At 60.2% G+C, this 6,737-nt stretch carries 4 protein-coding genes; 2 read left to right on the top strand and 2 right to left on the bottom strand.

All coding sequences use genetic code 11. From position 1 onward, the window contains the following. Nucleotides 1-133: 133 nt before the first annotated feature. On the top strand, nt 134-1,051 hold the full coding sequence (locus tag GHO03_RS23135) for a dihydrodipicolinate synthase family protein (RefSeq protein ID WP_153400595.1): 918 nt from the start codon (nt 134-136) through the stop codon (nt 1,049-1,051). A gap of 89 nt (nt 1,052-1,140) precedes the next feature. Here the strand turns inward: GHO03_RS23135 and GHO03_RS23140 are convergent, their stop codons facing one another. Continuing rightward, complete coding sequence (locus GHO03_RS23140) at nt 1,141-2,151, bottom strand: Ldh family oxidoreductase (RefSeq protein ID WP_095031605.1); 1,011 nt, start codon at nt 2,149-2,151, stop codon at nt 1,141-1,143. Nucleotides 2,152-2,212: 61 nt separating this feature from the next. Then, on the bottom strand, nt 2,213-4,339 hold the full coding sequence (mtlD, locus tag GHO03_RS23145; RefSeq protein ID WP_153400596.1) for a bifunctional mannitol-1-phosphate dehydrogenase/phosphatase: 2,127 nt from the start codon (nt 4,337-4,339) through the stop codon (nt 2,213-2,215). A gap of 614 nt (nt 4,340-4,953) precedes the next feature. Here mtlD and GHO03_RS23150 point away from each other — a divergent pair. Then, nucleotides 4,954-6,737: TonB-dependent siderophore receptor (locus GHO03_RS23150; protein WP_153400597.1), on the top strand; the 1,784-nt coding region annotated here is incomplete at its 3' end.

A 6,737-nucleotide genomic window follows, 5' to 3' on the forward strand; every position in this document is an offset into this window, starting at 1 on the left:
GCGAGCCTGCTCGCGAAGGTCGTTCGCGAGCAGGCTCGCTCCCACAATAGGGCTTGACCTGCAACAGAGTATCTACATAAAACCGTGACTAAACGTATACGAAATACTATTTAAGCGACCGGAGGCAACAAACATGAGCAAGCGCATCAACTGGAGTGGCGTCTTCCCTGCGGTGACCACTCAATTCAACGATGACTTCAGCATCAACCTGGACAAGACCCACCAGGTGATTTCCAACGTCATCCGTGACGGCGTGTCGGGCCTGGTGGTCTGTGGCTCGGTGGGGGAAAATACCTCCCTGACCGCCGAAGAAAAAATCGCCGTGACCGAAGTCGCTGTGGCAGCCTCCGGCGGCCGGGTGCCGGTCATCTGCGGCGTGGCCGAGTTCACCAGCGTGCAAGCCGCCAAGGTGGCCAATGCCGTGCGCAAGGTCGGCGTCGATGGGGTGATGCTGATGCCCGCGCTGGTCTACGGTTCCAAGCCTTTCGAAACCGCCGAACACTACCGCTATGTAGCCAGGCACGCCGACGTGCCACTGATGGTCTACAACAACCCGCCCATCTACAAAAACGATGTCACCCCCGACATCCTGATTTCTCTGGCCGATTGCGACAACGTGGTGTGCTTCAAGGACTCCTCGGGCGACACCCGCCGCTTTATCGATATCCGCAATGAAGTAGGCGACCGTTTCGTGCTGTTTGCCGGCCTCGACGACGTGGTGCTGGAGAGCATTGCCGTGGGTGCCGAAGGCTGGGTTTCGGGCATGTCCAATGTGTTCCCCAGGGAAGGCGAAACCATCTTCCGCCTGGCCAGGGCCGGGCGTTTCGCCGAAGCCATGCCGATCTATGAATGGTTGATGCCGATCCTGCATCTGGACGCCCGTGCCGACCTGGTGCAGTGCATCAAGCTATGCGAAGCCATTGCCGGTCGCGGCAGCGCCTTGACCCGTCCCCCGCGCCTGGCCCTGCCACGGGAAGATCGGGAATTTGTCGAACGAATCATGGCCAAAGCTCTGGCAAACCGCCCGCGCTTACCTGATGTCGGTCTTTGATCAACGGCTTACTGTAGATACTCTGTTGCCGCCTCCCCCCTTGTGGGAGCGGGCTTGCCCGCTCCCACAACAAGCACCACCCCGCAAATCTATCCCTTCAGCAGCGCCTGCAGGTCATTGAACAAGGCTAACGGAATCTGCACCCCCTCCGCCTCGCTGCGCGCCCGCGCCTCATACCGGCGTTGCGACGGCAAGCGCGCGCCCTGCCCTTCGATCCCGGCAAACAAACCCTCGGCCCGGGCCAGATGCTCTTCGGTTGCCGCACCCAGAAAGCGCTGCGGATCAAACGCGATAATCAACTCGCCATGATAAGGCGATGACTTGCTCCCCGCGTCGTAAGCCAGGGACTCGGCGCTGGTCAAATCGCCAATCAGGGGCCCGGCAATCAACTCCACCATTGCCGCCAGTGCCGAGCCTTTATGCCCGCCAAAGGTCAGCATCGCGCCGGAATCAAGCACCACATTGGCATCGGTGCTCGGCAGCCCTTGAGCGTCAACCCCCCAGCCCTCAGGAATAGCCTTGCCGGCCCGGCGATGAAGTTCGATATCGCCACGGGCAATGGCACTGGTGGCAAAGTCAAAGACAAACGGGTCACGCCCCGCCCGTGGCCAGCCAAAGGCAATGGGGTTGGTACCGAACACCGGCTGGCAGCCGCCCGCCGGGGCCACCCAGGCATGGCTCGGGTTACAGGCCAGCGCTACCAGCCCCGCCGCGGTCAACTGCTCGATTTCCACCCAGAGTGCGGAAAAATGCACACAACGATTGATCGCCAGGGCTGCAATGCCGTTGGCCCGGGTTTTTTCCTGTAACAGCGGCAAACCCGCCTGGAACGCCAACTGGGAAAACCCGCCGGCTGCATCCACCCGCACTATCGACGGCGCCTGGTCGATCACCCGCGGCGCGGCATCGGCCGAGACCTTGCCCGCGCGCAGTGAATTGACACAGCCCAATACCCGGTACAGACCGTGGGACGCGCAACCATCGCGCTCCCCGGCCAGCACCGTGGCGCTCACCGCGCGGGCATGGGCCTGGTTGAAACCGTTATGCAACAGGATCGATTCGGCAAGCTCGTAAGCCTGGGCCAGGGTCAGTCGTTTCATGGTCAGCTCCTTGAACAGACCTTTCAGACTGGACCATCCTCAGGCTCACGGCTTGATCGGTTCAGGCCGTGGGCATGACGAATTCAGCACAGAGCGGGCCATGAAAATACCCGGCAATTGCCTCAATCAACGCCGCATCCGTGACCGGGTCCAACCCCGGATACGGCTGGCCGTTATAGCTGCCGGTAAACGTCAGGACCGCCTCGATGCTGCCATTGTCCTGATACAGACTACGCATCTGCTGGCACTCCAGATCCTTGCTGTCAGTGCTGCGCAGCGCATAGTGCAACGCCAGCGCCGCGCCGAACTGCAGGGCACTGCTGTCAATCCCGTGCTTTCTGGCCAGATCGATACTGCGAAAGATCCGTTCGTTACGTTGCAGTTTGCGTAGTGGATCACGTCCGACACGGGCACAGGGGTCCTTGAAGGAGGTATTGCAGCGCTCCAGAAAGGTGGCTGAAAATGCTGCCACGGCATCTTCCATCTGCGGGTTTTCGGCCACCAGTGCCGGGCCGACTGCCTCACCGATCAAGCGCTGCGCCAGCTCACTGACGCGCGGGTCGCCCATGCCCTGCCCCAGCCAGGAGTACCCCAACAGGCTCGCATACCAGGCAATGATCGCGTGCGGGCCATTCCACAGCAGGTTCTTGATGACTTGTGGCTGGGTGATGTCGTCGACCGTCTTCACCTGGCGCAAGCGCTCAAGCAGATTGCTGCAGCGCTGGGCGTACAGGGGCATGTCCGGCTCGCTGTTGAACAGGATCAGATGCAATTGGCTCAAGGCGTTGCTGGACTGGGTAAAAGGTCGAAAGCGGCTGATCAGGCGCTCGTACTCGGGCACCGGAGTGCGCGGTGCGGCGCGAGGTGCGTCAGGCTCGTCATCGAGGCTGTTCTGGAACATCTTCGACTTGATCCGCAACTGGCGCACCAGCGCTTCGTTGGACAACTTTGAGACGATGCGGCTGACCACCGTTTCTACAAAGTGGGTGTTGTCCAGAATCTTGCGGCACAGCTCGGCAGACACCACCAACTCCAGTTGCGCCTGCACATGGCGACGCACAAAGTCCGCACCGCCGACCTTGTTCAGCACAATCAATATGGTCAGCTCACGCCCCCGGCGCTCGTAGCGGCGCACCAGGCCCCGGGCAATCACCCCGGCCTGCTTGCGAATTGCCGTTTCAGGCAGGCTCAGGCCGATGATTTCCGCCACGTCATACATGCGGATCACTGCTTCGGCGTCGTCCATGTCGATCATGCGCAGGTTATCGATGGTCTGATCGAAGGACGTGGCGCTGTAGCGCACACTGAAGCGGCCAAACGCCTGGATGGTCTCGCGCAGCATGCGTGAGCGGGTGGCGGCGATGATCTCGCAGGGTCGGGTGTAGCCGTCCCAGTGCGAGAAAATCTGCGTCAGGTAACCGCCGCCCATTGCGCCAAAACCATGAATACCGGCGCTGAACTGATTGAGGGTGGGCGGGAAACTGTCGGTCAGCGCGGGAGGACCGAGATCGGGCATGCACTCGTTCAGGTCACCCAAAAAACCGTGCATGCTGGTGTAGGCCTTGAGGGCGCAGTCCGCGACTTCAGGCGCTGGCGGCTTGATATCCTCAATCAGGATCGGCTGGCCGTCGGCACGAATGGCCGACAACAGACCGTTTTGCGAGTCCTCCAGCATAAGGCAATGCTCTGGCAGACAATTGAGCGCGCTGGCCGCCTTGAGGAAAATCTCCGGGTGGGGCTTGCCCTGGGTCACCTCATCACCGCACACGGTAACGTCGAAATACTTCAGCACATTGGCATTGATCAGGTATTCCTCGGCGATGGCGCGACGGCTCGACGTAGCCACCGCCATGGTCAGGCCGTATTTGCGCAAGCGCTCCAGCACTTCCAGCAGGCCATCCTTGATCGGCACGCCGTGGTCACGCACATGGGCCAGCTCCAGCTCGTCGGCACGCTGGCGAACCTGGGCATAGGGGAAGTCTTCGCCGTGGTTGGCCCTGGCCAGGGCCTCGGCTTTTTTGGCACTCAGGCCCAATGAACCGATCAGCGTTTCTTCACTCAGTGGCGTGCCGTAAATCTCCTCGGCGGCCTGCTTGAGCGTCTTGAAGCGCAGGCGCTCGGTGTCGAACATGGTGCCGTCCATATCGAAGATGGCACTGAAAATTCTTTTACCCTGAAAATAAATCATCAACACAGCTCCTTGTAGCGCGAGCAATTATTGGCTGCCCGCGGAAACGCTTTGGATCAAAAACGTGGTTTCAAATACAAATCCCGGGCAGCAGAACGCACCATTGACAGCGGGGCGTGAGTGCACCGGAACGGCTGGCGGTCAGAAATAATCAGGCGGAGGGACGTAACAATGGCGCCAGTTAGCGCAGCTGCCCGAGAAGCAGGGTCTCAGGTGGGGGATAGCGAAGTTTGCGAGAAAGCGGGAAACAAACCCTGTGACTGCACTGATGCAGCATTTGACGTGAGGCCCACAGCTTGCAATCAGGGATGCGAAGTGTGAGCCCAACTGGCGATTGATACGTGTGATTCCATCCATAAGGGCGTTTTAATTTCCTGTAATACTACGACTGACCTTTTTAGCTATAACCCATGCAACACGTCTAAATCAAGGATTGCCTTGAGCCACAGGCTGTAACGGCTGCGCAAAAAACCCGTCGGGCCAGGCCCTGACAGGCCGTCATGGCAGGCTCCCTGATGGCGAAGCGCCAAGCGCAACCCGGCTTGCGACTGTATGATGGCGCGCTTGAGAAACAGGCTCGGGTCTCAAGCCTGCCCACCGTTCAGGAGCTGTGCATGAACATGCTTTACCGGACTTTCAGCCAGGGAGAGTCCGCCCCGCGATTCTCTCTCAGTTTGCTTAGCCTCGGCCTGCTGCTGGGCAGCGCCATGCCTGCGGCACATGCAGCCGGGACCGAACTGCCGGCGACGTCCGTGACGGCCACGGACAACGGCGATTATCAGGCCGACAACGCCTGGGTCGGTGGTTTCGAGGCGGCGCCCTTGCTCGATACGCCGGCCGCCATTGCGGTGTTTACCGATGCCCTGATTGAAGACCAGCAAGCCCGCCTGCTCAGCGATGTGCTGAAAAACGACGCATCGGTCGGCGAAAGCTACGCGCCCGTCGGCTACTACGAGAATTTTGTAGTGCGCGGCTTTTCGCTGAACTCGGCCAGCAGCTACAAGATTAATGGTCGCACCATCACCGGCGAGCAAAATGTCGGGCTGGAAAACAAGCAGCAGGTAGAGCTGCTCAAGGGGCTTTCAGGCCTGCAAAGCGGCGTTTCCGAGCCCGGTGGCGCGGTCAACTATGTGACCAAGCGGGCAGCCGATGTGCGCTCTGTAACGGTGTCTACCGACGATCGCGGCAGCGGTTACATCGCCACCGATGTGGGGGGCTGGTTCGGCAGCGAACAGCAGTTCGGCCTGCGTGCCAACGTTGCCCATGAAGATATTCACTCTTATGTCGATCACGCCAACGGCCAGCGTGACTTCGCCTCTGTGGCGTTCGACTGGAACATCAACCCCGATGCCCTGCTGCAACTGGACGTGGAGTATCAGAACAAGGAGCAGCGTTCGGTGCCGGGCTATCAGTTGCTCGGCGGCAGCGAACTGCCGCATCACGCCTCGCCGAAAAAGCTGCTGGCGCACCAGAGCGGCTCGAAACCTGTGACCATTGATTCTCTGAATATCAACGGCAACTTCGAATACCGCTTCAACGACAGCTGGAAAGGCAGTCTGAGCGCCTCACGCAGCAAGGTGGTGATCGACGACTACAGCTCGTTTGCCTGGGGCGGTTGTACTGTCGGCTGCGTTACACCCAATGTCGGCAACTACTTCACCCCCGAGGGCGGCTACGATATCTATGACTTCCGCAGCCCTGACGATACCCGGCGCAATGATGAGGTACAGGCAGCCCTCAGCGGTCGCTTCCATACCGGCGCAATCGGTCATGAGCTGACCGTGGGCAGCAGTGCATTCCGGCGCGTGGTGAATAATCGTGAAGCCATCAACCATTGGCTCGGCAGTGGCAATATCGACAGCGAGCCTGAAAACCTCGAGCGCTACAACGGCGCCCTCAACGACAGCCATCGCCGCCTGGACAGCCGCCAGTACGGGGTGTTTTTCAATGATCTGATCAGCTTCAACGAGCAATGGCAGACCATGATCGGCGGGCGCGAAGTGCGTCTGGATGAAAAGACCTTCGACGATCAGGGCGACACCACCCGCCACACCCAACGCTATGAATTCCTGCCCCAGGCCGCGCTGATCTACAAACCGGTGCAAAACATGACGTTGTATACGCGCTACAGCAAGGGCCTGTCCCTGGGTGGCACAGCGCCGTGGTTTGCCAGCAATGCCTTTGACATCCTGCCGCCCACCGTGTCGCGCCAAATAGAGGCCGGGATCAAATACGACTGGCAGCGCATGAGCCTGAGCGCCACACTGTTCCAGATCCGCCAGGCGTACCAGTATGCTCGCCCCGAAAATGGCGAGTTCACTTACGTCCAACAGGGCCAACAGAAAAACACCGGCATTGAGCTGGCGGCCAACGGTCGGGCCACCGAGCGCCTGCAGAT

The sequence above is a fragment of the Pseudomonas sp. FSL R10-1339 genome (genome assembly GCF_009600545.1).
Classification (GTDB): domain Bacteria; phylum Pseudomonadota; class Gammaproteobacteria; order Pseudomonadales; family Pseudomonadaceae; genus Aquipseudomonas; species Aquipseudomonas bubulae.